The 26,302-nt window shown below is 61.4% G+C and carries 22 protein-coding genes and 1 tRNA gene; 7 read left to right on the plus strand and 16 right to left on the minus strand.

Annotation, left to right across the window (positions count from 1 at the left end):
- Positions 1-129: 129 nt before the first annotated feature.
- A complete protein-coding gene (locus LC490_RS19445; protein ID WP_223621280.1) occupies positions 130-1,170 on the minus strand; it encodes a hypothetical protein in 1,041 nt (346 codons plus the stop codon).
- Between the two features lie 134 nt (positions 1,171-1,304).
- The gene (locus tag LC490_RS19450) at positions 1,305-2,513 is read right to left on the minus strand and encodes a urate hydroxylase PuuD (protein ID WP_223621281.1); all 1,209 of its coding nucleotides are present in this window, start codon (positions 2,511-2,513) and stop codon (positions 1,305-1,307) included.
- A 678-nt stretch (positions 2,514-3,191) separates the two neighbouring features.
- On the opposite strand from LC490_RS19450, the gene LC490_RS19455 reads away from it, so the two are divergent.
- Entirely contained in the window at positions 3,192-5,420 is a 2,229-nt protein-coding gene (locus tag LC490_RS19455) for a S8 family serine peptidase (protein WP_223621282.1), read from the plus strand.
- A gap of 232 nt (positions 5,421-5,652) precedes the next feature.
- Here LC490_RS19455 and LC490_RS19460 read toward each other — a convergent pair whose 3' ends face one another.
- Entirely contained in the window at positions 5,653-6,492 is an 840-nt protein-coding gene (locus LC490_RS19460) for a LysR family transcriptional regulator (RefSeq protein WP_031370186.1), read from the minus strand.
- A 110-nt stretch (positions 6,493-6,602) separates the two neighbouring features.
- Here LC490_RS19460 and LC490_RS19465 point away from each other — a divergent pair, with 110 nt between their 5' ends.
- A complete protein-coding gene (locus tag LC490_RS19465) occupies positions 6,603-7,097 on the plus strand; it encodes a lipocalin-like domain-containing protein (protein ID WP_031370187.1) in 495 nt (164 codons plus the stop codon).
- 64 nt (positions 7,098-7,161) lie between these two features.
- A complete protein-coding gene (locus tag LC490_RS19470) occupies positions 7,162-7,506 on the plus strand; it encodes a 5-carboxymethyl-2-hydroxymuconate Delta-isomerase (protein WP_223621283.1) in 345 nt (114 codons plus the stop codon).
- Between the two features lie 543 nt (positions 7,507-8,049).
- Here the strand turns inward: LC490_RS19470 and LC490_RS19475 are convergent.
- Positions 8,050-8,445, minus strand: coding sequence for a hypothetical protein (locus tag LC490_RS19475; RefSeq protein ID WP_223621284.1), 396 nt, complete (start codon positions 8,443-8,445; stop codon positions 8,050-8,052).
- A gap of 671 nt (positions 8,446-9,116) precedes the next feature.
- Here LC490_RS19475 and LC490_RS19480 point away from each other — a divergent pair.
- Positions 9,117-9,536 (plus strand): H-NS histone family protein, encoded by a 420-nt coding sequence (locus LC490_RS19480; protein ID WP_223621285.1) that lies wholly within the window; start codon positions 9,117-9,119, stop codon positions 9,534-9,536.
- A gap of 180 nt (positions 9,537-9,716) precedes the next feature.
- Here the strand turns inward: LC490_RS19480 and LC490_RS19485 are convergent, their stop codons facing one another.
- The 7 genes from LC490_RS19485 to LC490_RS19515 all read right to left on the minus strand — a co-directional run bounded on the left by LC490_RS19485 (position 9,717) and on the right by LC490_RS19515 (position 16,670).
- On the minus strand, positions 9,717-10,703 hold the full coding sequence (locus LC490_RS19485) for a Rieske 2Fe-2S domain-containing protein (RefSeq protein ID WP_036147804.1): 987 nt from the start codon (positions 10,701-10,703) through the stop codon (positions 9,717-9,719).
- Between the two features lie 61 nt (positions 10,704-10,764).
- A complete protein-coding gene (locus LC490_RS19490) occupies positions 10,765-12,066 on the minus strand; it encodes an MFS transporter (RefSeq protein WP_255611031.1) in 1,302 nt (433 codons plus the stop codon).
- A 59-nt stretch (positions 12,067-12,125) separates the two neighbouring features.
- The gene (locus LC490_RS19495) at positions 12,126-13,127 is read right to left on the minus strand and encodes a urate hydroxylase PuuD (RefSeq protein ID WP_223621287.1); all 1,002 of its coding nucleotides are present in this window, start codon (positions 13,125-13,127) and stop codon (positions 12,126-12,128) included.
- Positions 13,128-13,233: 106 nt separating this feature from the next.
- The gene (locus tag LC490_RS19500; RefSeq protein ID WP_081930523.1) at positions 13,234-14,193 is read right to left on the minus strand and encodes an aromatic ring-hydroxylating dioxygenase subunit alpha; all 960 of its coding nucleotides are present in this window, start codon (positions 14,191-14,193) and stop codon (positions 13,234-13,236) included.
- A complete protein-coding gene (locus LC490_RS19505; RefSeq protein ID WP_223621288.1) occupies positions 14,183-15,463 on the minus strand; it encodes a urate hydroxylase PuuD in 1,281 nt (426 codons plus the stop codon). Before LC490_RS19505 ends, LC490_RS19500 begins: the two co-directional genes overlap by 11 nt.
- A gap of 306 nt (positions 15,464-15,769) precedes the next feature.
- Positions 15,770-16,369, minus strand: a complete 600-nt coding sequence (locus LC490_RS19510) for a hypothetical protein (protein WP_223621289.1) — start codon at positions 16,367-16,369, stop codon at positions 15,770-15,772.
- Between the two features lie 58 nt (positions 16,370-16,427).
- A complete protein-coding gene (locus tag LC490_RS19515) occupies positions 16,428-16,670 on the minus strand; it encodes a YegP family protein (RefSeq protein ID WP_081930524.1) in 243 nt (80 codons plus the stop codon).
- Between the two features lie 265 nt (positions 16,671-16,935).
- Between LC490_RS19515 and LC490_RS19520 the strand changes: the two genes are divergently transcribed.
- Positions 16,936-17,562, plus strand: a complete 627-nt coding sequence (locus tag LC490_RS19520) for an HAD-IA family hydrolase (protein WP_223621290.1) — start codon at positions 16,936-16,938, stop codon at positions 17,560-17,562.
- Positions 17,563-17,588: 26 nt separating this feature from the next.
- Here LC490_RS19520 and LC490_RS19525 read toward each other — a convergent pair whose 3' ends face one another.
- The 3 genes from LC490_RS19525 to LC490_RS19535 all read right to left on the minus strand — a co-directional run bounded on the left by LC490_RS19525 (position 17,589) and on the right by LC490_RS19535 (position 20,701).
- Positions 17,589-18,170 carry a hypothetical protein gene (locus LC490_RS19525; RefSeq protein ID WP_223621291.1) on the minus strand — a complete coding sequence of 194 codons (582 nt, stop codon included), beginning with the start codon at positions 18,168-18,170 and terminating at the stop codon, positions 17,589-17,591.
- A 215-nt stretch (positions 18,171-18,385) separates the two neighbouring features.
- Positions 18,386-20,158 carry a hypothetical protein gene (locus LC490_RS19530; protein WP_223621292.1) on the minus strand — a complete coding sequence of 591 codons (1,773 nt, stop codon included), beginning with the start codon at positions 20,156-20,158 and terminating at the stop codon, positions 18,386-18,388.
- A gap of 120 nt (positions 20,159-20,278) precedes the next feature.
- Positions 20,279-20,701, minus strand: coding sequence for a hypothetical protein (locus tag LC490_RS19535; RefSeq protein WP_031370198.1), 423 nt, complete (start codon positions 20,699-20,701; stop codon positions 20,279-20,281).
- 919 nt (positions 20,702-21,620) lie between these two features.
- On the opposite strand from LC490_RS19535, the gene LC490_RS19540 reads away from it, so the two are divergent.
- Together LC490_RS19540 and LC490_RS19545 are read left to right on the plus strand one after the other, a co-directional pair.
- Entirely contained in the window at positions 21,621-21,983 is a 363-nt protein-coding gene (locus tag LC490_RS19540) for a hypothetical protein (RefSeq protein ID WP_223621293.1), read from the plus strand.
- Positions 21,984-22,544: 561 nt separating this feature from the next.
- A complete protein-coding gene (locus LC490_RS19545; protein ID WP_223621294.1) occupies positions 22,545-22,991 on the plus strand; it encodes a hypothetical protein in 447 nt (148 codons plus the stop codon).
- Between the two features lie 549 nt (positions 22,992-23,540).
- On the opposite strand, the gene LC490_RS19550 is transcribed toward LC490_RS19545, so the two are convergent.
- Positions 23,541-23,616 (minus strand) — tRNA-Ile (locus LC490_RS19550).
- Positions 23,617-23,864: 248 nt separating this feature from the next.
- The gene (locus LC490_RS19555) at positions 23,865-26,246 is read right to left on the minus strand and encodes a GH92 family glycosyl hydrolase (RefSeq protein ID WP_223621295.1); all 2,382 of its coding nucleotides are present in this window, start codon (positions 26,244-26,246) and stop codon (positions 23,865-23,867) included.
- Positions 26,247-26,302 lie beyond the last annotated feature (56 nt).

Below are 26,302 nucleotides of genomic sequence, written 5' to 3' on the forward strand. Positions count from 1 at the left end.
GGCCCGGGGGGCCGGAACCTAAAGGCGTCCTGGGGGACACAGGGAGCGTGACTCGGTTGCCCCCAGCCTGCGCCCAGCTATTCGGTGCAATGACTCAACGTTCCGGCCCCAGGCTGGGCCACGGACGCCTTAAGGGCTGGACGCGCCGGGGCGGATATACCTCTTGAAGAAGTCGACATAGCCGGCGTATGCCGCTATCGGGTCGCCTTCATAGCGTGTGTCCGCATCGTAGGTGCAGTGGGCGCTGCTGCCGAACGCTTTCGCGTACGCGCGACAAAGCGCTGGTCCGAAATCCGGGTAGTGGATCGGATCGCGCTTGCTCATTTCCTCCAGCGACAACAGCCGCCCCACCTCCGGACTGTCGTAGATCAAGCGGACCGGAGGATCCGCCTTGACGCCTGCGTTGACGCTGCCTATCGCGCTGCCGAATTGGACGTGCTTCGGGTGCTGCTGATTGAACGCGGCGATGAACTTGGCCCGATCGCCTGCAATCAAGAACCGATTGGCGAATTCCGTACCAGAATATGTCGTCTGCGCGTTCACCGCATAGACCGCGTTCACTCGCGTGGATTGACGCACGACCGGGTCCGGGCTGTCGGGATCGCGCATGTCGTCCTGCAGCGCCGTCCACACCGCCAAGCTCCCACGCGACTGCCCGACGAAGAACACGTTGCGTTTGTCGATATTCAACGCATCGGCGTTGGCGCGAATGAACTGCAGCGCATAGGCGAGATCGTAATGCGGAACGCGCGGATCGGTATCGCTGTTCGGCAGCGCATCGTTGGTCACCGGATGCCGGAACTCGACAGACGCGAACGAGAAGCCCGCCCGCAGCGCCGGGACGATCAGCGCCTGATACATCGGCGAGTCTTCCGGCAACGCCTTGCTCATCCCGTTCGGATGCGCCCAGACGATCAACGGTGTCGGCGTTGTCGAGGGCGTCCGGTAGAAGTCGAACTCCTGCTCCAGCGCTCGCCCTCCCAGCGTCGGCTCCGTCCAGACCTCCGCCCCGTAGCAAAGCCCCGGTCCCTTCGCGCCCATCGGTAATTTCGTCGGTACGCACGCGCTGGCACCGGTGGCAAATAAGGCCAACGCCGCCCCGGCGCACACCAGGCCCGCCCACAGGCGCGACTTCGTATTACGCCTCGTTGCTTCCTTTTCCAGAATCATCGTTTCGCTCCATGATTGATCGCCGGCGCGCGGGACGCGGCCGACATCGCATCCAACGCACCACCAAGCGAACGGTTGACGTGGCCTATCCGGCCACGCGGAGCCCGACGCCGCGCGGGCCGTAGTGCGAGAGCTCATCGCGCATGACGGATCGCCCATTCTGTCAGCGCCCTACGCTCGCTCGGCAGCATGTCCGTGGCATTCCCGGGCGGCATGCGCTCGCTTCCCACCGCTATCGCGATCTGACCGGCGTAGCGAGGCAAGTTATCGGGAGTAAAGACGATCCCGCGAGGCGGCGAGGCCATGCCCGGAAAACTGGGTTGCGCAGCGTGGCAGGCCGCGCACCGGCGCAGAACGATCTCTTCTGCGTGCAATGGGCGCTTATCGGTTGCGGCACTATGCGCACGGGCCTCGACGCGAACTCGATCGAACCCGTGCCGGGCCGATGCAAGCCAGCCAACTCCCAAGCCCAGGGTCACCACCGCACCAGCGGTGATCCAGCGAAATCGCGCCGGCATCACGCCGCCGTTCTTGTGCGTCGCTTCCAGTATCCGACGCGAGATCACGCTGAGGACGAGGACCGTGGCGATCGTGAGAAATGCGTGGCCATTGGCCCGCACGACGGCCCCCATATGGCTGGACAGCATCAGGAAGACCACCGCCGGCAGGAGGAACGAATGATAATTACGCCGATCCCAGAGTTGCTTCTTTACCGGATCGGGACGCTCGCCCCTGATCAGGGCGTCCACAGCTTCGCGCGTCGCCGGGTGGAGGTACCACAGAATATTGGCGGTGATGGTCACACCCAACATCGCGCCGACCTGGATCATGGCGCCCTGCTGCGAGAACAAACTGGCGTATGCGTAGACCCAGGCCAGGACATGGATCGCGCAAGAAAGAATGTAGGTGCGCCGATAACGAAGGGGAATGCGGTTGATGGCCTCGTTGATCAACGGGGCGCCCAACAACCCCAACAACGAGAAAGCGACGGCCGCTCGCCCCGACATGGAAAGAACACCGGGATCGATCAGATAGACTTGCGGCTGGCGGTAATAGATGAGGCCGAGTAACACCAGGCCCGTCATGAACAGCCAGCGGATCTGATTGAACGACCAGACCAGGCCTTCGAGCTCCGAAGCCGTCGGCGCGGCCACTTTCGTGGTCCGCCAAAAACCCAGGCTGTGAGTATCCCAAACCTCCAACTCGGCTTGCGGACCGATCAGTGGACGAGCCCGGAATGCCAGGCGCCTAAGCCACAAGCCGAACCCCATCCATGCCACCGCAGCAAGCACATGCAACCAGCGGGCTATGTCGGCAGCGAAATCGAGCAAGGCGTCCACCATCACGAGATCTCCTTCAACCCTGTCTCGATAATCGAGCGCTTCCTGGTCCCTGCTCCTATCGCTGCAAAACGCTACTGCCGAACAGCGCGGCGTTTCACTCACGCACTCTCACTGCACGCATTCTCGCTACCCCCTACAAATGGGGTCGTCGCACAGAATCGCCATTTAAAGCATCCGCACAGGTGCCTTGAACTTTGGCCAAGAATCGGTTGCCTGGATTGGGTCGGCCACCTGGCAAGTTGAGATACTTATCGCCAATGAAATCCGATGCGGTGCAGCGGCGATTGTTCTCAGGCGTTCGCCGGATCTCACCCACACACATATATCGGCGTCTAGTCATTGACCGATAGCCCCGCTTGATCCTCCGCTGCAGGATCGGATGTAACCGCGAGTGCAATCACCGGTCGCCCTCGCCGCTCATGTGCAAGTCTTGGCACAGATTGCTTCATGGCCGCAATCGCAATCGAGAAGACGAGCGTTCGCACGCGAAACATCTCCTTCCGCAAGTGTGATTGATCCCGCGTTTATCTGTGATTGTCATCGGTGTCTTGGTCTTCTAATCGCGCACACCCTCCCGAAGTATGGATTCAGATCGTGCCACCCGATCTTTCCAGCACTGCGCGGCCAATCCAATCGCTGCGTTACTAACTACATAAAACAAACTCTAGGGGAGTGAATATGAATAGTGCATTCAAGCGACATCCGCGCATTTGCGCGCTTTCGGCGGCGGTAGCGCTGTGCGTCTCCGGCATCGCCGGCGCGCAGCTGCCGGAAAACCGGCCGGAAGGAGGAGATCCCAACCGTGTGTGGGTCCGCTTCCAACCGGGCCAGAAGGCCCAGGTCAAGACGCAGATCCAGCAGACCGTGAGCGCGGTGCGCGCGGAGACGGCCAGCATGGCGCGAGCCGCTGGCGCGGCCGCGCCGAGCATTTCCAACGGCAAGACGCATTACGAATTCGACCATCTCAACGCGATGGTGGTGTCGCTGCCCGAGCAGGTTCTGCGCAAGCTGCGCAGCAACCCGAACCTGGTGGTGGAGCGCGACGTACCGAGATACCCGATGGCGGAGTACCTGCCCTACGGCATTCCGCAAGTGCAGGCGCCCGATACCGTCGCCAGCGGCGCCGGCGGCAACGGCGTCAAAGTCTGCGTGATCGACTCCGGCTTGCGCGCCAGCCACGAGGACTTCGCCGGCATTACCGTCAGCGGATATGCCAGCACGGGCCAGACCTGGAACACCGACACCTGCGGCCACGGCACCCATGTGGCCGGCACCATCGCCGCGGTCGGCAACAACGGCAAGGGCGTGATCGGCGTCAGCCCGGGCAAAGTCTCCCTGCACATCGTCAAGTACTTCGACGGCCCCAGCTGCGGTTTCAGCTACGCCTCCGACCTGGTCAACGCGGCCAACCGCTGCGCCCAGGCCGGCGCCAAGGTCATCAACATGAGCCTGGGCGGCGGCCTGCCCAGCAGCAACGAGAGCACGGCGTTCACCAATCTGTTCAACCAGGGCATCGTGTCGGTAGCCGCCGCCGGTAACTCCGGCAACACCACCAAGAGCTATCCGGCCTCCTATCCCGATGTGATCTCGGTCGCGGCGATCGACGCCAACAAGGCCAAGGCCTCGTTCTCGCAGTACAACGATGCGGTGGATATCGCCGCGCCGGGCTCCGATATTTCGAGCACCTATCCCAAGATCGGCCAGCCCGTCACCGTCGGCAGCCAAAGCTTCGACAGCCTGCCGATGGTGGGTTCGGCCTCGGCGGCCGCAAGCGGCGCCCTGATCGATGGCGGACGTTGCGCCGCGGCCGGCGCCTGGAGCGGAAAGATCGTGTTGTGCGAGCGTGGCGACAACACGACCTCCGACAAGGTGAACTTCGTCAAGAGCGGCGGCGGTCGCGGCATCATTCTGTACAACAACGTCTCCGACCCCTTCCCCTACAACACCGGCCTTCCCGGTGGGGCCACCACCACCCTCAGCGCCGTCGCCGTCAGTCAGGGCAGCGGGCAAGCGCTGCGCGGCTTGGCCGGCCAGACCGCCTCCATCACCCCCAGCTACACCTTCGACGTCAACGCCTATGCCGTGCTGAGCGGCACCTCGATGGCGAGCCCGCACGTCGCAGGCGTTGCTGCGTTGTTGTTCAGCGCCAAGCCCAGCGCGACCGCCACGGAAGTGCGCAATGCGCTGACGAGCAGCGCACTCGACCTGGGCACGGCCGGTCGCGACAACGAGTACGGCTTCGGCATGGTGCGCGCGTTCGAAGCCGTGGACGCTTTGATCGGCGGCGGCCCGGGCCCGGGCAACCAGGCGCCGGTGGCGAACTTCAGCTCCGCCGTCAGCGGCCTGACGGCGACCTTCACCGACAGCTCGACCGACAGCGACGGCAGCATCGCCTCGCGCAGCTGGAACTTCGGCGACGGCACCGCGGCCTCCACCGCCACCAATCCCAGCCACACGTATACGGCGGCCGGCACTTATAACGTCAGCCTGACCGTCACCGACAACGCTGGCGCCACCCACACCAAGACCGCCTCGGTCACGGTGGCGGCCCCGGGCGGCGGCGTGCAGACCTACACCAACGACGCCGACTATGCGATCAAGGACAACACCACGATCGAAAGCCCGATCACGGTGGCCGGACGCACGGGCAACGCCCCCAGCAACGCGCTGGTTACGGTGGCGATCGACCACAGCTTCCGCGGCGACCTGCGCGTCGACCTGGTCGCGCCGGACGGCTCGCTCTATTCCATCAAGGGCTTCAATGCCAACGACAGCGCCGACGATGTTCGCGGCACCAAGACGTTCAGCCTGACCACCGAAGGCTTGAATGGCACCTGGAAGCTGCGCGTGCAGGACAACGCGACCAACGACATCGGCACGCTCGAGAGCTGGAGCATCAAGTTCTGATGACGGCAGCCGACAGGAATCGTGAAGCGATTCCATCACTGCGCTTGCAGATGAGGTAAAGGACCCCGGCTTCGGCCGGGGTTTCTTTTTGAAAAGTTCGAAGGTGAAGGCGTAGCCATGCGACGGAACACCTTAGTCGGTCCGGACAGCCAGCACAGATTCACTGTCATTGCCGTTCCATATGGGCGACGAGTCGCTGCTGACACAACCCCTGCGCCGCGACCCAAATCCTTCACTGAAACGCCAACGTAAGGACTCGCAATGCATCGCGCGTTCGCCGGTCGCTGAGGTTGCTATAGAGCATCACGTCCTGCGAGCGAATCGGCGGCAGCGACAGGAGTCCGCCGACGTCGACCGTGCCCGGCGGCGCGGCGCGCCGCGCCAGCAGCGCCACCGCAAGGCCGGCGACGGCGGCGGCCCCCAGGATCGCGGCGCCCTTGCCGACGAAGACTTCGCGCCATGCAACGCCGGCCCGGTCGAGCGCACGCACCGCCTCGATGCGGATGCGGCACGACTCGCCTTGCGTCGCCAGCGGCAATGGCTGACCGGCGCGCGGCTCCCAGCCGGCCGCCGCGAACCACGAAAAGGGCTCCGCGAAAACGATCTTGCCGCGCTTGCCGCGATCCTCGGGGCGCAGCACCAACACGGCGTCCAGTTCCCCGCGCTCCTGGCCTTGCATGAGTTCTTTGGTGCCGCCGATGCGCATCTCGACCAGCAGGTTCGGATCGTGGTCGCGTATCTGCCGCAGCAGAAACGGGAGTTCGCTGCCGACCAGTTGCTGGTTGATGCCGATCGCCAACCGACGCTGCTCGGTCTCGAAGGCGGCGGCCGCGCGGTCGTGTGACGACACCAGTTCGCGCGCCACACCGAGAAAGGCCAGACCCTCGACCGACAGGCGAACGTGCCGCGGCGTGCGTTCCAATAAGCGGCGGCCGAGTTGCCCTTCCAAACGCTGCAGCTTGAGGCTGACCGCGGACTGGGTGGTGCCCAGCACGTCGGCCGCGCGGGTGAAGCTCTGCAAGTCGGCCGCCAGCAGGAAAGCCCTGACCGCGTCCACGTCCATCGCTTTCATCTGTAAGGATTCGATTTTGAAATGCCAGATATCTTTGTAAATGCATTTTTCATATCGATCAAGCGGCTTAGGATGGGCCGGTCGATCTCAACCCATAAGGACTTATCGCGATGAAACCATTGACCGGCGCATTCCTCGCAATGCTGGCGGGGCTGGCCGCGCGCGACGCGCCAATGCCGACGAACGTCTTCCCATTGCAAGGCACCTGGACACTGGTCGCCGCGGACAAGCTGTTGCCGGATGGGAAGACGACGCGGGACTACGGCGAGAGCCCCAAGGGCAGGCTCGTCGTCGATACCAAGGGGCGGTATTCGCTGCAGATCTTCAAGTCCGAACGCCTGCATTTCGCCAGCGACAGCAAGGCCGATGGCAGCGTCGACGAGTTCAAGTCCGCGGTCATGGGCAGCAGCACTCATTACGGCACGATGGCGATCGACGATCGGGCGGGGTTGCTGGCGTTCTCGATCGAAGGCTCGTCCTTCCCGAACTGGGAAGGCACGACCCAGAAGCGCCAATACAAGTTGGACGGCGCGGAACTGCGTTACAAGGTGCCGCCGCGGGCGGATGGGAGTATCCCGGTGTCGGTGTGGCGCCGGCTCGATTAAGCCCTGCCCGCCTCGTTCTGAGGCGATCGCGCCCTCGATTCACCCTTTAGCCGATGGAACCCTCATGCCGCACTTCGTAGTCGATTGTTCTCAGGGAATACTTCAGATCCACGACGAAGAATCGATCATCGCTCGGCTGCATCGAGTGGCGAGCTCTTCGGGATTGTTCGAGGAAGCGGACATCAAAGTCCGCGTACGCCCTTTCGGAGTTCATGCCGTCGGTGGTGGGCGGGAGGATTTCATTCACACCTTCGCCTGGATCATGCAGGGACGCAGTGTCGAGCAACGCACTGCCTTGTCGAAGGCTATCGTCAGCGAGCTGGCCGAGATGTTCCCCCAGCTTCCTCGTATTGCCACGAACATCGCCGAGTTCGAGCAGGCGACCTACTTCAATCGCGCAATGATGTGACTGAGCGGTCAGTCTCTGTTGCGGCTGGATTTAGGGATCCGCACCGATTGATGGATATGCCACCGGGCTGCGAAGCGGCTTCGGCCTGAACGAATTGTTAGACGGCCGCTCCTACTTACTCGCATGCAAGGCTACGGCGGGATTAGCCATTAGTCGTCAATGCCGTCCAAATCATCCCATGCATCCTTTGAGCCGCGCGAGCCTACCCGCGCGAGCCAAGCAGCCTCATCTGCCGCGTCCAACCTGCCTGGACTCCTCAATTGCACTGCAGCCGCCGTACACAGGGCTGCGGATCCGAGCGCCGGCCAAAAGATCCATTTCGCCGAGGACGCGACGACTGGATGAATCACGATCGCTGCCAAGCAGCAGATCAGAGTGACGGCGCCACCGCAGAAAGCCGCTATCCAGAGCTTGCGGCCCGACGTACCGCCCTTCGTCGCTTTCGCTGGATCAGGCTTCATTGATCTCTCCCTGCCGTCTGACGCCTGAGCTACGCCGAGTCGCGAAACGCGCTCGGCTCGAATGAATTGTTCGCTGGCGGCTCTACTGCTCCCACAGTGTCTCTGACCCCTTATGATCGCCTAGAGTAAGGGAGATATTCTTTTTTCTGCCTGGGGAGTTAAGCCCTTGGAAATGCAGATCAATTTTGTCGTCGAAACAGCCTGAAATATGTATGTACGCCTTACCGTCCCAGACGCGAAGGAATTTTGGATTAAGGTCGGAAATTTTTTTTGGAACCGGATTCCTTGGGAAGTCCATGATGATTGGATCTAAGTTTTTCCGCCTGGCATCAACAGACTGAATATATTGATAGAGCTCAGCAAGCCGCTCTTTCGGCAACGCACGCATTGCGCGAATTGCGTCTTCGTTTCCGCCGCATCCACAGCCGGCCAGGAGGAAGACAAGGCCTAGATGGAACAAAACGCGAGAGAGTTTCATAGCTGCCTTCTGCCGGAATTAAGCCAGACCGCGAAGCGGCCTCGACGCGAACGGCTCATCAGGCGCGAACGTACGTAGTTAGCGCCGAGACTAAGGCCACGGCCATCGGCAACGTGGCTGCCAAACGCCATTTGCGAGAAAGTCGCCCAAAGAGCGGCGCCGCTATCAGAAGCGCATGAGTCGAACCCACCATCGCCGCGATGGTGGCGCTGGTGGGGGTCACCCAGGACAGATCCCCAGCTGCGGAGTACGGGTCAGACGGGAACCAAGCGATCGCCAGGTACAAAGCGATTATTGCCAAAGGCCAAGCCAAGCCGAGAGCACAGCGGAGCCGCAAAGATGCTGACGTATGGAATGCGCTGAACACCGAATCTTTCCTTGAAAGGTGTTGACGGGTCGGGACCGTAGTGCCGAGCTCTCATCTTGGCAGACATACTGATCGCCGGAAAACTCGCAGGAAAGTCCACGCCTAACCCATTGATTCGTAAGGCCCTGAATTCAGAGCTTTTGCTCGCCAAAAGGGATCGTATCAGGCGGCTCGGTACCGACACTTGCGCCCCTCTTGCGCAACCCAGCTCCGGCCGGCTGCGGCTTCCGGCCGAAACGCATTCTCCCGGGCCATCGGCGCTGCTGCTTGACAGGTTGCCGGGTAGAGCTGGACCCTGCGCGCTATGAATATCGATATCGAAAAGCTCAGCCTGTCGGAACTGACGTCCCTTCTGACCGCCGCGGAGCGGCGGAGGCAGTTGATATCCAGCCGCCGGCCCATTGCCTTGGTGCGTCGAAACGTGATCGCACTGGCCGCCCAGCACGGTTACACGATCGAGGAACTCTTTGGAGATCGGCCGGTAACCGAGATTGCCGGCAAGAAGCGGGCGCCGCGGCGAAAGACGGGCAAGGTGGCTGCCAAGTACCGCGACCCGGATAACAAGCGCAACACTTGGTCGGGCCGTGGCCGGATGCCGGTGTGGTTGGCCCAGAAGACGAAGTATGGCCGGAGCGTCACTGACTTCCTGATTCCCGGCCTGGCAAAGCCCACCGCCCGTAAGAACAGTCCAATAGGCCAACGAACGCTCATCAAGCAGGGTTGACGCAGAATTCTTGATGCGCGAGGAAGCTCGCGCGGGCTCCATTCGGTCTCTTATGCATCGACAAGCGCGCCGCGATCGCCGCTCAGTCGATGTGCCAACCCAGCAACGCTGTGAACCGTCAAAATCACGGAGCTTTAGCTGTGCCCGTTGATCTGAATAATCCGGCAATGCCGCAGAAGCTCAGGCTTTGACCAGCCCAAGGTTTCGCAACATTTTCCTATAGGCAGTGGATGCCAAATCTGCGCCGAAGGATTGCTCGGAGTCGCTGGTCAGATCGATGTATCTGGGGCGTTGCCTTTCCACGACAGTAAGATCGTCCGTCTGCACCTTTTGCGAGAATGCATTGACCTCCGCATCCGAGCCCAACCCCAACGATTCATCGAATTGGATGGGATAAAACCAGACGCACTGCTCCTCGCTGACGGGGGATGCGCAGTTGAAGATGGTAAATAGCCCGTCCGGAAAATAGATATCCAGAATGGCGATGAAAGGCGCGTGTATTCGATAGGCGCGGCGCCAGGTGAAATCCTTTGGCGACGCATGCTCAAACGGATAATTTCCAAGCGAGCTACTGTATTCGAAACTAAAACCCCGACCGAACGATTCGACCTTATACGCCGGCATAGCCTCTGCAGTGCATTCGCTGAATGTTGTGCGATGTACGAATGGCAGGTGCGAAATATCCATGAAGCCTTCGACCTGTCGGCCAGCGGAAGCATTGACGTTTACCGGTGGCGCCACGACCAGCCGCTGGCTTTCGCTCTCGCGCCCAAGCCCAAGCCCAAGCTCATAGAATGCGCCTGCTCCAAGACTGGTCCACAGCAGCCCGTGAGACTCCACGGCCGGATAGGAGCAGAGATCGAACCGCTTCAAATTTTGCACTTGGGGATGCGCTGGAATTCTTGCGCATGCCCCCAGATGGGCGAATTGCAAGCCGTGGTAAGGGCACTGCAACCCTGCTTCGCTCACGGCTCCTGCAGAGAGCATTTCGCCGCGATGCGGGCAGCGGTCATCTGCAACCACCACTTCGCCTTGAATTTTATAGATCACCAGGGGCTTGCCGAGCAGCACGGCCGCCAGCGGCTTACCCTCTATCGTGGCTGCCTCGAGATCCTGCAGTCTGGCAACCGGGTAATAGTAATCCATGAGTTTCTGCGAGTAGCTCATAAAGCCTCCGACCGCTTTGTCGGTAACGCCTCGACAGCGTGCGGCTTGACGCGAGGAAGGGTTAACCCGGTTCGCGCATGGCGCGATATCCGGTCAGATAGGTTCCCCACCAGGCCTGCAGCAGAGGCAGGACGACCATGAGTCCCATCGCACGGACTTCGCCATGCCCCCCGCCTCCGTCCAGCCATCCGATAATTGCGACTACCGCTACCGCGCCCAGCGCGCCGCTGACGCGTTGCACGATGTTGACCAGCGTGGCCGCACCGCCGATGTCTTTTCGGTCCACCGCGGCATAGGCGGCCGCGGTGGTCGGGTTTGTAGTCCAGGCCAGCCCGATGCCGCGGACGAACATGAACACCGCAGCGATGTCGGACGGCACGGATACCAGGGCAAAGGGCGCCGCAGACACCGCCAGCATGGCGGCTCCGGCCAGGACCACCGGCCGGGGGCCGAAGCGATCCACAAAGTGGCCGGCGAGATACAGCGCACATGACGTTCCGGCCCCCATGAATAGCAACATCACGCCGATCTGCGAGTGGCTCATCCCCTTGGCATGAAAGTACAGCGGGAACAACAGCAATCCTCCGAACAGGTTTGCGCTGTTTCCCACGGCCAGCAGCGACGACGCGCGGAACTGGGGATTTCGCATCAGCTCGAGCGCCAGGAGCGACGATTTGCTCGTACGGGCAACCGCGATGAAGAGGGCCAGCAACAGGGCGCCGCCGCCGATAGACAGCCAACCGTTTCCGGATGGATAGCGGGAGGCGATCTCCGACGCGCCGTACAGAGCCAAAGGCAGCCCGGTCACGATGAGGAAAAGCTGCCCTAGAGGAAGTTTAAGGCCGTGCTGGGCGACGCCGCCCGGCATCACCTTCGCCGCCCACACCGCGGCGATCGCTCCTAACGGCACGTTGATCCAGAACAGCCAGCGCCACGAGGCGACGTCGACCAACCAACCGCCTATGCCAGGCCCGATCGCAGCGGCCAGGCTGATCAAGGTGCCGACAACGCCTAAGACACGGCCTATTTGGTCGCGCTGAGCGCCTGCTATCAGGATGGCATGCCCGGTCGGCAGCAAGATGCCGGCAGCCAGCCCTTGGGCGATACGAGCGGCAATCAGTGTTTCGAGACTGGCCGCAAACGCACAGCCTATCGACGCCGCAATGAAGACGGCCAGCGCGGCGCCCCAGATGCGGCCGTGCCCGAACCGGTTGCCGAACCATGTCGAGGTCGGCAGCGAAACGGCCATGGATATCAGATAGCTGGAAACGACCCACTGCGCGTCTTCGAGAGGTGCGTTCAGATCCGCCTGGACAGCGATAAGAGCGAGTGCGGCGAGGGTGGCGTCCAGCATCACCAGCATGCCGCCCATCCCGGACACCAGACCGATAGACCACACTCGTCGCGATACGCGCGGGGGGCTCATAAAGCGGATCTGCGCGGGACCGTCCTTGCGGAAGGTGTGCTGGCTTCGGCAACGCCGGAAGGGGCGTATATCCTGGCTTGGGGATCGGCCTTGTGCTCGATGCTTAGCAACCACGCCACTGCCATCGCCAGAACGACCGCGGTGGAGGCAGCCACCCAGCGAAGTCGCGTCGGCAACGTGCCACCGTTGCGATGGATTATCTCCAGCACATGGCGCGAAGCCAGGCTGAGGACCAGTACGGTAACGATGGTCAAGAACGCATGGCCATTGGCCTTTATGGCACTGCCCATGTGGCTGGAAAGCATCAGGAAGACGATAGCGGGCAGCAGAAATGAATGCTGGTTGCGTCGATCCCAGTACTGCTTCTTGGCCGGATCGGTTCGCTCGCCCCGTATCGCCGCGGCCATCGCCTCACGCGTCGCCGGATAAAGATTACCCAGTATGTTGACCGATACGGTTATTCCAAGCATCGCCCCTATCTGAATCATCGCACCCTGCTGCGCTAACAAATTCGCGTAGAGCGAGGTCCAGGCCAGAAGATGAACGGCGCATGCGAAGTAATAGAGGGCCTTGCGCTGCAGGGAGATACGATTGATCGCCTCATTGATCAGCGGAGCGACAATGAATCCGACCAACGAAAGGGCGATTGCCGCGCGAGACGACAGCGACGGGGCGCTGGGGTCGAGCAGGTAGATCTGGGGTTGCCGGTAATAGATCAGCGCGAAAAGAACCAGGCCGGTAGCGAACAGCCAACGGATCAGATTGAAAGACAAGATAAGTCCTTCGAGATCGGATGCTGTGGGATGAGCGATTCTTTCCGTTTTCCAGAACCCGAGGCTATGCGTGTCCCAGACCTCGAGATCCGCCGGCGGGCTGGCGAATGGACGGGCCCTCATCACCAGCCTGCGCAGCCACAGCACGAAGCCCATCCAGGCGATCGCGGCAATGACATGCAGCCAGCGCACGATGTCGGTCATGAAATCGATCAAAGCATCCATCGTGATGGCCTCCTCCGGGTAATCCGGCAGGCGTTCTATCCTGCTGCGTTGGTGCCACCCCACTTCCGTCGGCACTAAGAATTCGACCGAAGTGGAGAGGTGCTGCTCATGCGGTGGACAACCCCATTTGTCGTAACAGGCGCCTGTAATAAACCGATGCGAGGTCCGCGGCGAAGGAGGCTTCGGCGGCGTCCAACGGAAGATGGCGCGGCTGCTGGTTTTCGACCATCAGACGGTCCTCGGCGAAGATGCGGGCGTTGAAATCCTTGACCGCTTCGTCGGTGCCGATCTCGAAATCGAAACACACCGGCGAGAACAGCACGCTACGATCGCTCGCCACCGGGCTGGCGCCGTTCAAAATATTCAGGCGCCCGTTTGGGAAATGCACGGTCAGGTGAGCCAGGTATGGAAGGCGAACATCGAAGCTTCGACGCCACACGAAGCCCTCCGCAGTCATCCCACTGCCGACGGCGTAGTTCGAGACCGTGCTGCAGTAATCGAAACGCAACCCATCTTCGTCGACCTGGACCGCGTAGGCAGGCACCGCGGTGTTGGCGGGATCGGCAAACGTCGTGGTGTGCACGTGTGCGAAATGCGCCACGTCTATGAAGCCCTCTACCTGTCGCCCCGCACTGGCGGCGATCGGTACGGGATCGGGCGTCACCTTGCGAAATGCGGGATCGGCCCAATCGGAGCTCAGCTCCGGAAACGGCGAAGGCGAAGTGCCAAGACAGGTCCAGACCAATCCATAGCGCTCCACCGCAGGATATGTGGAGAGCCGGAACTGCTGCGATGGCGTGAGGTGCGGATGCGCCGGTATATGGACGCAGCGCCCCTGCTGCCCGAATGCCAAACCGTGATAGGGGCATATCAAGGCACCCTCTCGATGCTGTCCCAAGCTGAGCCGCATGCCGCGGTGCGGGCAACGATCGGCGGCCACCACGATGTCTTGGCCGGACCGATACAGCACGAGATCGGTTTCCAACAGAGATACGCTGACGGGACCTTCGCGCACGTCTTCGCTGCGCGCTATCGGGTACCAATAGGGGAGCAGCTCAGCGTGCATGCTCGCTCGCCCATTGAGTCACGGCCTTGCGCTCGTCCGGCTGCATGTCCGTGGCGTTGCCGGGCGGCATGCGTTCGCTCTGCACTACAGCGGCGATGAGGCCTGCATACAGCGGCAGGGTTTCGGACGTGAAGACGATTCCGCGCGGAGGCGAAGCCATGCCTGGGTAGCTGGGTTGCGCGGCGTGGCAAACCGCGCAGCGCCGTTGAACGATCGCATCGGCGCGCAATGGGACGGCGCTCATGGCGGCGGAGCTCGCGATCGAACTCGCTATCGGGTGCTCAGGCCGGTGCATGGCCGGGTGCGTAGCGATGCTTGCCGAGACCTGGGTACTGGCGGGAGTGCCGACCTGTTTGGCTGGAATCCGCGGCAAAGCCATCCAGGTTATCCCCAGGCCGAGCGCCAGGACTGCTGTCGCAGCGATCCAGCGGGGTTCTATCGGCGTGACCCCGCCGTTCTGGTGGGTGGCGTCGAGGACCCATCGGGCCACCACGCTCAAAGCGAGTACGGCGGTGATGGTAAGGAAAGGGTGGCCGTTAGCCCGGACGAGACTTCCCATGTGGCTGGAAAGCATCAGGAAGACGATCGCTAAAGTGATGTACGCATGGCGGCCCCGCCGATCCCAGTACAGCCTGTCGATGGGATCCGGCTGCTCGCTCTTCAGCACCGCGTTATACGCCTTACGCATCCTGGGATAGAGCCACCAGATAACATTGGACGCGATCACTACACCCAGCATGGCGCCGATCTGGATCATGGCGCCGTGCTGGGAGAACAGGTTCGCGTACAGCCCCACCCAACCGAGGACATGGGCGATGGTCGCGGTCATGTATAGAGTTTTGAAATGCAGCGGTATGCGATTGACGAGCTCGTTGATCGCAGGCGCGCCTACCAGGCCAAGCAGCGAGGCCACAATCGCTTCCCGAGCCGATAGCGGAGCGATGCTCGGGTCGACCAAATACGCCAGGGGTTGCCGATAGTAGATTAGGCAAAACAACACGATGCCAGAGCCGACCAGCCAGCGAATCTGATTGAACGACCAAACCAGGCCGTCCAACTCTTCCGCAGTCGGTGCAGCGACTTTTGAGGTCCGCCAGAACGACAGGCTGTGCGTGTCCCAGACCTCCAGCTCGGAGCGCTGATCCAGGAGCGGTTTGGCCCGCAGCGTCAGGCGCCTTATCCAAAGGCCGGCACCCAACCAACCGAACGCAGCGAGTACATGCAGCCAACGGGCCACATCGGCCGTCAAGTCAAGCAATGTGCCTATCATTGCGCAATCTCCTAGCCTATCTCAGGGCGACTCAAGCACGGCCCCGGCGCGCCGAGGGCTCGGCATGCGGACTTAACGCTCGGCCGCTGTAGCCACGGCGAGAGACGACTTCTGGAGCCCCGGGAAACGAGTGCAACCGTTCGAGCCGCTTGCAGCAGCTGCGCTGATCGTTTTACAAACCCCCTCTATCCCCCTTCCCTGCCAGGTCCGCGCTGCGGATGCGGTACGTGTGGCAACGCTATAGGACAGGACGCTGGACACTTCTGTGCACCCATCCTCATAACGTCGGACGCTCACCATTTCTCACTACGCCATAAGCGACGACGGCGCGATGGCATCAGGGCGTACAAGGTCTATCGCTTCAATCAGCCCACGATCGCGAGCGACGGCGTAGTCCGCCGCCGCCCAGAAAATCGGCAGCCAGCCGCGTGGAAACGCACGATGCAACTGCGAGCGCACGGCCCCATGTTCGGCGTAATCGGCACGCAACCGCTTCAGCCCTTCGCAGCTTAGAAAAACAACGTCGTTGCGGGGCACGAACCTCTCATGGGCAGAAGGCTCGCGAACACTCCCCTCAGGCATGAGGTACCGCCAATCGGTCACGTACCGGCCGAAATCGGGAAACTCCAGCAACGCGGAAAAGCGGTAGTTACTCGTATACCAGCAGTTGCATAGCAAGTCCGACACCTTCGCCATGTTGTATGCATGCGTTTGGCGAAGGCTCATCCCCTCGGGGCGAACGCAACCGCCGTGCGACAGGACGGCTTTCAGCGTGACCGAGGCGTCCGGCTCCAGCCCTAGCTGCTGGGTCAAGCGCTCGATGCATGCATCGCGGCCCATATCGTCGAAGCAAAAGCTGTGCGCGTCGGCCGGCGCAAACGGGTGATAGCTGACGTGAATCCTCATGAATGGTTCCGTCCTTAGACTGGCCGAGCGCACAGAAGGAACAAGGGCTGCTAATTCCTTAGCCGTTGACTTCCAATATCTCAGCGCCTCCCAAGTTCGCAATGAGGGTAATGGTCCGCAGCATCGAGTCCTTGTCTGGGTAGGACTCGCCATAGGCCATCGGCTCCCCATTTCCACCGACCAGTCGCCAATGCCACTGTCCATCGGTCGGAGATCCCGCCAAGAACGCATTGGACAACGAGCGCTGCCCACCGGCTTTCATGCCTTCCCGATAAACCTCGAAATGCGGTTTACCAGCCATGGCGCTCCCTCCCCTGGTTACTGGGACAACGGTGCTCGATGGTCCTTGCGGCCAAGCGTCGCTGGAAGCGCTCGGAGCCATGGCGGTGGGCGACCGGTCGGGGTTCCCGCCCGCCGGGACTTGCGCCCGGAATACTCGGAAAGGGCAGTCCGGCCAGGCACGTAAACCGGGGGCCAGTGAGCGATTCCGGCAGAAGGCTGAGCGGGGTCATGACCGCGGTCGCAATTGCCGGCAAGATGCGCCTTCGCCTCCACTTGCCGCGGCCATGCGCTACTCACTGGTCATCTTCGATTTCGACGGCACGCTCGCCGACTCGTTCACCTTCTTCGTGAAAGCTCAGCACGCGCTGGCGCAGCGCCACGGCTTCAACGCCATCGCCGAGGATCGCGTCGACGAGATGCGAAGGCTGGGCACGCGTGAGTTGCTCCAGGAGATCGGGTTCCCCAAGTGGAAGCTGCCGATCGTGGCGGCCGACTTCGTGCGCACCATGCGCGATGCGCCGCCGATGCCGCTGTTTCCGGGCATCCCGGACATGCTGCACCATCTGCGCGACGGCAACGTGCGTTTGGCGATCCTGACGTCCAACTCCACCGACAACGTGCGGCGTGCGCTCGGTTCGGAATTGATGGACACCCTCGAACTGGTCGACGGCGGGGTCCATATGCTCGGCAAGCACCGGCGCATCGCACGGATGTTGAAACAGGCTCGAGTCGACGCATCGCAGGCGATCTATGTCGGCGACCATGTCAGCGACGGCGAAGCGGCGCTCCGCGCGGGCGTAGCCTTCGGAGCAGTCGGCTGGGGCTATGCGCACGCGAGCGCGCTACGCGCGGCGGGCGCACAGCACCTCTTCGATTCGGTGGACGAATTGCGCCTTCTGGCTGGATCGTAGGAGGCCGACCGCGAAGCGGGCTTCGGCTATCGACGTTCGACTTTGGTGACAACGTAATGTATCTCGTAGCCACGTCCGGTCGGCCAGTCGTCTCGCTTAACCTCGTGCTTGAACTGTCCCGACGTCTCAACTGCTGAGCGTCCCGCTGCGATGGCAACAAGAGTATTTTCCGGGATCTCATTGCCTGTGGCTTTGATAGCCAGAGTCTTTGATTCGGCAACAAGCTGATCCGTAGCAGCGCGTGCGTCGGTCGGCTGATTGTAATTAAGGACGAGCTTTACTGTGTCAGCGATCGATGATGTGCCTGTTACGTAATACGCCAGATTGTTAGGCAGTCCACGTGCCGTCGCACCAAGCTCTTGGTATGACGAGGAACAGTGATACTCATCCTCGAAGTCATGCTTATACCCGCGCGTAACCAACGCCGGATCCAAGAACGAGCAAGCCTCGCTTGGCACCCAGCCAACGCTTACTGCCGGCAGTTCAGGTTGCGATTTTGCATCTGCAGCCGGAGGATCCAGCTTACTTGGCGACGGATTTGGATCGTCACCGGAGCAGGCCATCAAGAGCGATGTCGTCACGACCATTGATACGACAAAGTTTTTCATATTGGCGAGCCCCCCTGAGTGCTTATGCCTAAGCAGCGCTACGCCGCGAAGCGAAGCGGCTTCGGCTTGAATGCACGGTTAAACCCGCCCTTAGGCGCTGCAATAGTCCCGCGTGCCGCCACCCCGACTTTCCGCAGCTTGGCCCCAGGCTCTAGGCGCCACGCGACCGTCACGCATCGCCCGGAAGCGCGAACGCTTCCGGGCCCGCGCCTTACCTAATAGGACAGATACTCCAGACGTTTCGCGCTCAACTCCGCAGCCGATTCGTTCCGCACGTCGGCACTGAAGCCTTTTCCGCTCATGGTGTTCCCGTCGATCAGGAAGCTGAAGATACTCGGCCCCTTGCCGGAAACTTTGTCCCTGGGGTATTGGGCGTTGCCGTGGCACCCCATGCATCCACCCATCACCAGCTGGTCGGTCGGAGTATTCGGACGCAACCCCTTCGCCTTCACGCCCAGGATACTTGGCAGCCCGCGCTTGGCAAGCAGGGTGAAGTCCTGCTGGTCGGGGTGGGGATCCTTGACTCCGCCCTTGAACAGCTGGATGCCAGGCTGGCTGCTCTCGATCACGATATTCGCCAGGTAATAGTCCTGGGTAAGCGGATTAGGCTTAGCCGGCGTGATGGAGCTGTCTTCGTTCGTGGGCAACACCTGCAGCCCCACGAGACGATAATACTGCCACACCGAATTCTTGAACTCGGGCGTGCTGGCCATGGCTTTCTGGACTTCGGTGTTGACGTTATAGACAGCGCTTGTTCCTACCGGTGGATTCTGGACCTTGATCGGCCCCGAAAACCCCTTAGGCACGGTGAATTTGCCGGGAATGACATCGTAGCCGTGGGCACTGTCTATCGCGCCCGCCAAGGGCAGCGGGACCAGGGTCCGGTTGGATCCGGTATTGAGGATGGCCGACGGCCTCGTCCCTGGCGGTACCGATGCATCGTATTGCAGTTGGTCATAGAGGTTGACGAGATACAACCCGGTGTCTTTGCTGTCTGGCGTGGTCAGGCTGTCCACCTGTTCGAAGGTGGTGTAGACGAACGTCGGGTAGTTCTCCATCTTGCGCAGGATGTGCACGCCGACCAGACCGAAGGTGGCCACCCGAGCCTGGATCTGACCATTCTCGTTGTAGTAGTACAGGGCCTCGGCCGTGTGATAGCGGCCGGACGCGATCAACTCGGGAGTCATTTCCCGCCATGCCGACTTGACCTCCACGGATTCTCCCGGGTTCGTCCCGTTGGGAGGCAATTCCAGTGCAGTCGGGGGCTTCTCGGCGTTGTAGATGGACTTTACATAATCATATTCAACTGGGTTCACCCTGGCCTGAAACAATATGATGTGATCGTCCTGGGGATTGGCCGACGGCGTGCTGCCGCTCTTCGGAAAGAAGATCTGGTTCTGGCCGATCTGGGTATTTTCGTCGAGATTGTTGAATCGGGCGTCGGTTGAGGCGACATTGACATTTTGGAAGGCGTACTCAGGATCCAAAGCAGCTAGGTTCCCTCTGGGGGCCGATCCCACGGGGAACAGCTCGGACCGGTGAGCAAAGGTTTCCCAGAGCAGCTGATTGCTGCTGAAGTTGGAACGGGCGGTTCTGCCGCTTTGATGGAAGTCGCTGGCGCCGGAGGCGGCGAAGTTGCGTCTCGGATCGATGCTCCCCCGCACTACCGGAGACTTGCCGGCGGCATCGACGCCGTTTTTCTGCGCGGGGGAATTGAAGTGGATGAACTGCCGCCAGGCAAAGCGGGCGTATTCCTCGTGAGTGATGTTGGGCTTGTAGGGGTCGTAGTTGTACGCCGGCGGGGCGACGGGCAGAGCCGCCGGAGTCGCGGTCAGGTCAGCCGCCGTGATCGGTGCGCCGCCCGGAAACGATGTTTCTTGATCCTTGGAGATCGATGAAGCGGCGACAGTGGGCTCGGTTTTCGTACATGATGCGGTCATCGCCAGCGTACCGGCGAGCGCACCGAAGATAATGATACGGGTCTTCATTGCTGCACTCCGTCATTGTTGCGCCCCGTGGTGAATCCATGCGATCCATCGCGGCAGCCATGGGAATTCATGAGTTATCGTGCCGCCCTCACCTCAGTCGGGAACGGGGGCGAAGGCGGATCAGCCCACGTACTGGTACCACTGGATCACGAAGTTGGTATCGTTGTAATCGTTATCGGTACCGTCTTCCGTCACGTATAAATTGCCCCCGCCGAGTGTTTTGTTGATGAAGAACACGACTGGATTGCCCGCCGAGACCTTCGGAACGTACGGCCCGCTGCTGCCGAACTGGACCTGCATCCCGTGCGCCATGGTGAACCTGCCGGCTCCGTTCTGGAGGAAGCCGACGTTGACGCCGCTACCCGAGATCGGGAAGGTCTCCTGAGTGCCATCCAGGCAATAGAAACTGATGGGGTTACCGCCGGAGTCGACGACCTGGACGTACTGCGTGTATTCGGCCTGATGCATCGCCGTGAACGTCACCAGCTTGCCGTCGGGGATGTACTCCAGGGATTGGGGGTCCGACCATTTGATGCCTGCCATAATGGAATCTCCTTATCTTGTTTGGCTTCCAGGATTGGATGAGGCGCCGCTGCCGCCTTCACCGGCGGTCATGCCGCTGGCTCCACGGGACCGATGCGCATGGCATTGCTTACCGCAACAGTGTCGTCGAGCAGTTTGTGGATCGTGATTCGACGGAAGTGCCGTCGTCTTGGATTCAAGCATCTGCGTCTTAGCGCATCGCCAGCTACTACGCTGTCAGGCGGAAGCTGCGGCCAAGTTCTTTGATCGATGCTTGATAGGTCTCACAGAATTCGGCTTCTATTTCGCGTCAATGCGACTTGACTCACAAAAGCATCAGTAGCCGATGAATGAGAAGTTTCGTGCGCACAGTCGCCAGATCGGCGCTGATGCTTCAACGCAACTGAGGCAGTTGAACCAGTCCGCGCGCTGAGGCGCCGCGAGCGAAAGACTCGTGTCGTGATCGCAGATCGGTGGATAGAGGTGGCGGCTGGCGGGCCGAAAGCCCGCAGGCGGCACGAGTGGGGCCGTGCCGCCAGCACGCCTTGATCAGTCCCCGCAGTGACACGCGGCCGCCATCTTTCCGGTACCCGGCGGCGGTGTAGCCGCCGCCATAATTGTTCCAGGGGCGTTGAGCTTCGGTACCAGCCAGCCTCCACCGCAGCGGCGATGCGTCGTCGTCTTTCAGTCCGAATACGGCTCGGGATTGGCTAGCGCATCGCCGCGGTGATCGGGCTGAGCGGGGTCGTTGCGATAGTAATGCCGTGAATGCTGCGGGCGTTAACTACAATGCGCGCGGCGTAAACTCAAATTCATTTGCATTTGATGCTGCGCAAGGTCTTACTGGAACTAGACCTGTTGCCACGCCTGACCCTAACAACAACGCCTTGGGAAACAACCTTACAACTGGAGTGCCGTTCGAACCAAAGGGGCCTAATCAGTGAAACGCGCTATCAATGGATTGCTGTTGGCATTTTTCAGTATCTACTCGGCCTCTTGCCAGAGGCATGGACCTGCCGAGGCTGCGACTGAAGGAATTAGAGTCGGAGAAACTCGTGCCAACGTCGAACTTCTACTGAAAGGCCGCGGCATAAAGTTCGAGTTCAGACCTCCGCTGGCCGACACCTCGACATTCCCGACTGAAATTATTCAAGAGGAGGCGCTCGAATCGCCTACCCTCACTTTTTTCGTTTTCGAGCCGCCAGTGGATGCGATCACGAAAATTACGAGAATAATCGTCGTGTTCGATCAAAATGGTCGCGTTGATCGAATCATAACCCAAGAAAGTAACCTCGGCTTGTAGGGAAACAAAGGGGCCGCAATTAAGTCGATCCCATCACGCAACAAGCCCGCCACTCGGCGGGCTTGTTTCCCGCGATCTGCCGAATCGGCGGCACCTGCACTTCCGCGCGGCCCGACGGCACGACGGCACGACAATCTGGCAGCGCACTCGAGGTGATGGGAACGGGGTAATAGTTAAGGACACGAACAAATATGCAGGCTCGTGGACTGGCCTTGCCAAAGGCGGCATTCTTAAAGTTAACTTTTCAGTCCTCAATAAATCAGCCTCAAATTTGGGCCAAAGGGGACAAGACTTCATGGTTGCGGCAACGACTACCCATGAGGGCTGGCATGGGCGGTGGGAGCAACTGAGTCGTGCGGCGGGTACCTACGAGCTTGGTAGCAGAAGTTTCCATACAGATGACGAACGTCGTGCAAGCATCTCTGAGGCCGTTCTGGCTCAGGGTCTTAGGTTCGACCACCCACAAGATTTTTGGACTCGAAAAGGAGGCTTCGACATGGGAAAAATCGAGGATCAAGCTGCCAGTTCGGTACGCGAAACGTGCCGTTATGGATGCGGACCATGAAGACCAAAACAAGATTAGGACTATCAGGCATTTTTGCCGCAGGCGTGATATGCCTTAGCTCGTGCGATTACGATGCTAACGAGGTATCTGCGCAAGCTGATTTCGACACCCTGACACGTGATGGACGCTTATTGAATGGGAAGGATATCGCGATAGCCGCGTGCCTTCGCGCGAACCCTCACGGGATGGAGATAATCAACTGCTCTTCTACAAAAATCGGGATTCCGCTTGAACCGACTGACAAGTTGATGCGCTCAACCTATCCGCGTTTCTATGAAATGGCGCTGCGTTCACAGGTCGAATCAAAGCCCCCGCCGAAAGTTTACTTGTGCGGAGCGTTCCATCTTGCTTCGCAGGGGGATGGACGATGGATTGTCGTAGATTCGATGAGCGGCAGCGGCTTTCCCATCGAATGCCGAGGAAAGAAAGGCAAAGATCGTTGATCCATGGTCGCCAAGGACAGCGGCGAAGCGGCGCGAATGTTGGCCCGGCATCTTTCAGTGGCCAGGATAACCTTTGAGGTGGGGCTAAAAGGCGACCGTGATGCCTGCGCGTTCCCATCCGTGAAGAGACTAGTTTGGACCTGGGAGCCTCGGGCATATCTAAATCGCACCTAGCCCCGCTTGGAAAGCCGGGTGTCTCACCGAAGACTATGTGCTCTGGTGAAGATCGATCACATTTGCAGGAACTGCATGCGCAGCTCTAGTTGCCATCTCTGGTTTCGGAGAGCGGTTTTGTGTTTCGATTGCAGTGTTGATCGCCGAAAAACTCGCAAATAGTCCACGGCTAAGCTATTGATTCGTAAGGCCCGAATTTTCAGACCTTCGGTTCCGAGACCACAGGTAGGGAGAAGACAGAGGACTGACTGGCGAATTTTTCGCCAAACCGCGTTTTTCGCCGGTTCTCCGGAACCACGGCTTACGCTGAAACCCACTAAAATGAGGGTGTTTCTCGACCCGCGGTGCGGGAGATAAACGCGATTGGAGAAGCAGTGGTGGGCCCACCAGGATTCGAACCTGGAACCAAAGGATTATGAGTCCTCTGCTCTAACCGTTGAGCTATAGGCCCGCGCGAGCAGGGATTCTAATGGTTGGGCGGGGCGGGCGTAAGCGGCGCGGCTATGTGCCAGCGCCGTCGCACGGGGAGCCCATGCCCCTCGACGCAGAGACGGCGCGCAGCAGCGGTGTGGTCTGCTTCGTCGATTCCTGCCAATCGATGGACCGTATCGAGGCGCAATCGAGGCGCCTCACCAGTCGAAGCGCCTCACCAAAGGCGCTCATCGGCGCAGAGGTAAAGGGATAGGCGACCACCGCCCCTCAGCGCCCAACACTCATCGAATACGGCCGCTGCTCCGGATCGCTGGCCCAAGCCTTATTCGGCTCTCCCTGCATCGTAAACCGCAGTTCCCCACCGGCCATGATCTCTTCGTGGCGCAGGAAGCTGCGGTCCAGCGGCTGGCCGTTGAGGGTGGCGGCGCCGATGTAGGTGTGGGCGTCGTCCAGGCCGTCGGCGATGGCGGTGAAGCGTTTGCCGTTGGGCAGGTTGAGGGTGGCCTTGGGCAGGAAGGGGCGGCCGATGGCGTATTCGTTGCTGGCCGGGGCCACCGGGTAGAAGCCGAGCGCGGTGAAGACGTACCAGGCCGACATCTGGCCGAGGTCGTCGTTGCCGGCCAGGCCGTCGGGGCGCGGGGCGTATTGGCTGGCCATGATCTGCTTGAGGCGCTCCTGGGTGCGCCAGGGTTGCCCGGCGTAGCCGTAGAGGTAGGCGACGTGGTGGCTGGGTTCGTTGCCGTGGGCGTACCAGCCGATCAGGCCGGTGATGTCTTCCATGTGTTCGAACACTTTCGGGTCGACCTTGGCGTCGAAGACCTGGTCGAGTTTGGCGACGAGCTTGGCGTCGCCGCCGTGGGCGTCGATCAGGCCGGCGACGTCCTGCGGCACGTACCAGGAGTACTGCCAGGCGTTGCCTTCGGTGTAGTCGGTGCCGTAGCCGCTGGCGGTGGGGTCGAAGGGTTCGCGGAAGGCGCCGTTGCGCTTGCGTGCGCGCATGAAGCCGCTGTTCGGGTCGAACGCGTGCTTCCAGTTGCCGGCGCGTTTTTCGAACTTCGCCGCGATGTCCTGGCGGCCCATGTCGCCGGCCATGCGCGCGATGGTCCAGTCGTCGAAGGCGTATTCGAGGGTCTTCGAGGCGGCCTCGCCTTCTTCGTCGATCGGCACGTAGCCGAGCTGCATGTATTGGGCGATCCCGTCGTAGGGGCCGTAGCTGGCGCTGGCGACCATCGCGTCGAGCGCTTCGCCGGTGTCGTAACCGCGGATGCCTTTCATGTAGGCGTCGGCGATCACCGGCACGGCGTGGTAGCCGACCATGCACCAGGTTTCCTGACCGTGGAAGGACCAGATCGGCAGGATGCCGTAGGGGCTGTGGCGGCGCGAGGCGAGCAGCGAATTGACGAAGTCGTTGTTGCGTCGCTCCGGTTGCACCAGGGTCAGCAGCGGATGCAGCGCGCGGTAGGTGTCCCACAGCGAGAACGTCGAGTGGTAGCGGAAGCCCTTGGCTTGGTGCACGGCGTTGTCGGGGCCGCGATAACGGCCGTCGCTGTCCATGAACAGACTCGGCCCCATCAGCGTGTGATACAGCGCGGTGTAGAAGCTCTTGCGCACCGGCTCGGGCGCGTCGGCCTCGATCGCCGACAGCGCTTCGGTCCAAGTCGCGCGCGCCTGCGCGCGCACGCCGTCGAAATCCCAGCCGGGCACTTCGGCGTCGAGGTTGGCGATGGCGCTGTCTTCGCTGACCGGCGAAATCGATACTTTGACGACCAGGTCTTTGCCGTCGGCGTCGGCGAAATCGAGGCTGCCGACCACCTGGCGGCCTTCGATCTGCGCGCGTTTCGTCGAGTCTTTTTCGCCCGGCGGCGGGAAGCCTTTGTAGGCGACGTCGGCTTCGGTGTCGTGGAAGCCGTGGCCGCTGACGGCGCGCGAAAAGCGCATCGCGAAATACAGCTGACGGCCCGGCGCCCAGCCGCGGGTTTCGCGGTAGCCGGTGACGGTGCCGTCGGCGCGCAGGCGCAGTCGCGACCACAGGATCTTGCCCGGGTAGTCGTACAGGCTGGTGCGCAGGTCGACCAGCACGTGCGCGGGCTGCCCTTTCGGAAAGCGATAGCGATGCACGCCGACGCGCTCGGTGGCGGTGAGTTCGGCGCGGATCTTGTAGTCGTCGAGGGTGACCGCGTAATAGCCCGGCTGCGCGACTTCGTCGTCGTGGCGGAAGCGCGAGCGGTAGCCGCTGCGCGCCACTTTAGAGTCACCGCGTTCGAGCTTGACCTCGCCGGCGATCGGCATCAGCAGCACGTCGCCGAGGTCGGAATGGCCGGTGCCGGAGAAGTGAGTGTGGGAGAAGCCGACGATGCTGCTGTCGCTGTAGCGGTAACCGGCAGCCCAGCCGTAGGCCTGCTTGCGCGGCTGGATCTCGGTATCCGGGCTGAGCTGGATCATGCCGAAGGGCACCACCGCGCCGGGGAAGGTGTGGCCCTCGCCGCCGGTGCCGATGAAGGGGTCGACCGATTCGTAGGCCCGGCGGCCGGCTTCGTCAGCCGGACCAGCACTCGCGCCGAGGGCGCAGGCGGCCAGGGCGGCGGCGGCCAGCCAGCGCAGGGCGGGACAGGCGCGGCGGGAGGTGAGAGGCTGGGTCGGCCGGGTCATCCGGGGCACTCCGTCTATAGGGCACAGGAGCCCGGACACGGCCGGACCGGCAAAAA

Origin of the sequence: Lysobacter sp. ESA13C (assembly GCF_019970005.1) — a bacterium.
GTDB classification, from domain to species: domain Bacteria; phylum Pseudomonadota; class Gammaproteobacteria; order Xanthomonadales; family Xanthomonadaceae; genus Lysobacter; species Lysobacter antibioticus_B.